Annotated in this window: 3 protein-coding genes; 2 read left to right on the top strand and 1 reads right to left on the bottom strand. The window is 36.2% G+C overall.

The window, feature by feature from the left end; genetic code table 11:
- On the bottom strand, positions 1-307 hold a 307-nt coding region (locus K8S13_RS00040), incomplete at its 3' end, for a hypothetical protein (protein ID WP_291459556.1).
- 212 nt (positions 308-519) lie between these two features.
- Here K8S13_RS00040 and K8S13_RS00035 point away from each other — a divergent pair.
- The gene (locus K8S13_RS00035) at positions 520-933 is read left to right on the top strand and encodes a cytoplasmic protein (protein ID WP_291459555.1); all 414 of its coding nucleotides are present in this window, start codon (positions 520-522) and stop codon (positions 931-933) included.
- Positions 934-1340: 407 nt separating this feature from the next.
- Positions 1341-2801: a transposase gene (locus K8S13_RS00030; RefSeq protein ID WP_291459554.1), complete on the top strand. Its 1461-nt coding sequence runs from the start codon at positions 1341-1343 to the stop codon at positions 2799-2801.
- Positions 2802-2936 lie beyond the last annotated feature (135 nt).

The raw sequence follows: 2936 nt of genomic DNA, 5'->3' as shown, positions 1-2936 counted from the left end.
CATAGCCAAGGTTCATATAGGCAAGAGAAAGAGCAGCATGACCGCACTGAAGCCTGTTATCAGGGAAAATTTTGGACAGAATCTGTAAAGCGGCTTTTTTTTCTTCAGAATTTGCAAAGCCTGATTTGGCATTGTTTAACTGGCCCCGGGCAGTTGGAAAATTCGGTATTTTAAATCCTTGAAAAGAAATCAGCGGCAGCTCGGATTTTGGAAAAGAAAGAGAAGTGGATTCATCACTGCAACCATTTAATACCAGGGTAGTTAAGAACAATGAAAATATAATTGCTATGGCAAGTCTTTTTTTCATCCAATTCAATCTAATAATTTAAAGAAAATTTTACCACGTCAAAAAAAAATATAAATTACTTCAGTCAAGTATATATACAAGTGTTAGTGGTTGCGAGAATATTGCCAAAATGAATTTTTCCTTGCGCTCATTTTGTATATACGTTAAAAATGGATGAAAATCCTGATCAAAACGGTCAGGAATTTTTTTAACTCTCAAACTGGAGATATACCATGAATAGCAGGGGCGGACAAACTGGCAGTTTGAATTTTGAAGTAGACAAAAATAATCTCTATCGTGAAGAATCCGTGACAGATCTTAAGATCGCTAATATACAGAGACTGCTACCTGTACATCTTGACGGATTGGAAGACAGCAGCCGGGAAGCCGTTTTTTTGGGAAGAACCCAGCTTAGCACTCCCCGGGGCCCTATCCCCATACAGGCACAACTTGCGGCTAAAACACTTGAAGAAGCCATTGATATGTTCCCGAAAGCCATGGAAGCTGAAACCCAGAAAGTAGTTGAGAGTTTTAAACAGATGCAGGAACAGCAGGAACAGCAGGAACAGCAGGAACAGCAGGAACAGCAGAAACAGCAGAAAAAAGCAGAACAATCGAGAATTATTATTCCTGGAATGAATAATTAAATTTTTAAGTATGTTTACTATTTGATATTTTAATTATTTTAGCAGGAGTATGGGTAAAAATTTTTACATGGTGAAATAAAGTACATAATTTTTATTACATTTTTTTCCTAATAGCTGTGGGATGATATTTTATAATTTTATTAGTTATTATGTTAACTGTTTGATATAATCAATAAATAAAAAATTATGGTTTAAAAATATGAATCGGTATGATATTTGCTTTAATATACTAAAGGGTGTTGAAATCAATTCTTCAAAAAGTTAAATATTTATTATAAATTTAGTAAGTTATATTGCAAAAACCTCTGTTTTAGTGTATAGTTTTTTAAGAGACCAATCAAAAAAAACAACACAAAAACAGAGGCATTATGCACAGAAAAAATATCAGAAGGATAATAACAAAGCAATTGAAAACTGATCATCCTTACTGGAAAAAAATGACCAGAAAATCCAAAAAAAAGCTGCTTCAGCAAATTGTGGATGAGGCAGTTAATAATTATGATTACTCTCAGACTCTGGACATCCCCATTGAGCAGCTCACAGGAGTTGAAGATCAAATGCCGTCTGAAGGAATCCGCAGTCTTCCGGAGATGGCCAATTATATAAAAAATTTTCATAGCGATAATCTTTTTGATTTTGATAAGCGAAGAAAACCATATAAGGAAATCGTTGATCAGGAGTTGCAATTCATTGACCATCTTTTAGATGATCAGATTATCAATAGTTTCATTGCACCGGATGGCTATTCCGCGCCACATAGAGAGATTCAGCCTTATCAACTGTTCCGAATGGAACTTTTGAAAATCATCAAATACCCTGAAATCAGTTACAGGAAATTTTGCAGTGATGAGTATTTTGACAGGGAAAGAAAACAAAATAGACGATTTGTAAGGTTGCCGTTAAATACAAAAGATCAAGTCCACCATACAGAGTTGTGTCATTTTCGGACAGGCTTACTATTCAGACAGCTGATGAATGTTTTTGTGTACTTTCTTCATCATTTTTATCAATCCGGTTGCCTTGAAAATATGGTCATTCATGGCGTTGATTCGACCGAACTTCCTTCTGAAATAAATTATCCCATTTGTACAGTCGAGGTCAAAGGCAAGAAAATACGCATTTATTCAGATCCTAATTGTGATTGTGGAAAACGCCGAAACAAAAGGGACAAATCGTACTATGTTATTGGGTATCGACTTCATACGCTAACCGCTATTAACCCTTCAACAGGGCATAGTTTCCCATTGTTATCTATTGTCGGTGCAGCAAATCATCATGACAGTCTGTTCTTAAAACCATTGATCAAGCTTGCGCAGGCCATAGGTATTGATATGAAATTGATAACCGCCGACCAGGCTTACCATGATAAGGATGGCTCGATACTTGAAACAACCGGTGTCTATGTTGTGGCTCCGCCATCTGAAAAAGCAAAACTTCCTGAGAATGTTTTAGAATCTCCATTGAGAATTACCTGCAATGATTTTTGTGAAATTCCAATGAGGAGTCTTGGTGCTTCACAGGATGGCCATGAATTCGGATGTGGTTCAAAGCCAGGTAATTGTATTTTTGAATCAACTTGCACGAAATCAAGGGTTATTGATTTTGATAAAGGGCACTTTCAGCCCATGCCCTCTTTTCATAATGCATCTCAACAAGCCATGGATATCAGAAAAAACTGTGAAAGACCTTTTAACCTGATGAAAAAGCGAGAAGGTCTCGAAATGACAAGAGTAAGAAGCCAGCATGGCGTTGTTGTCCGTTCAACATTTACGACCATAGTAACATTGTTGATTGAAATGGCTGGAACACGTCATAAACCAAAGAAACAAAAGGATCTACAAAAGGAGTTATTCGCTGCCACGGGATAAAAATTGAATCTGAAAACATAGATATTGGTACAATTTTTCTGAAATAACTACTCGGACTGTTCTGGTATTGCCTGAATTACAAAAAGGGCCGCTCTAATATGAGATTTTAAAAGGCTAAAATCAAAATCAGGTGAT

Source organism: Desulfobacula sp. (assembly GCF_021107415.1).
This window is presented reverse-complemented; position numbering and strand designations above follow the sequence as displayed.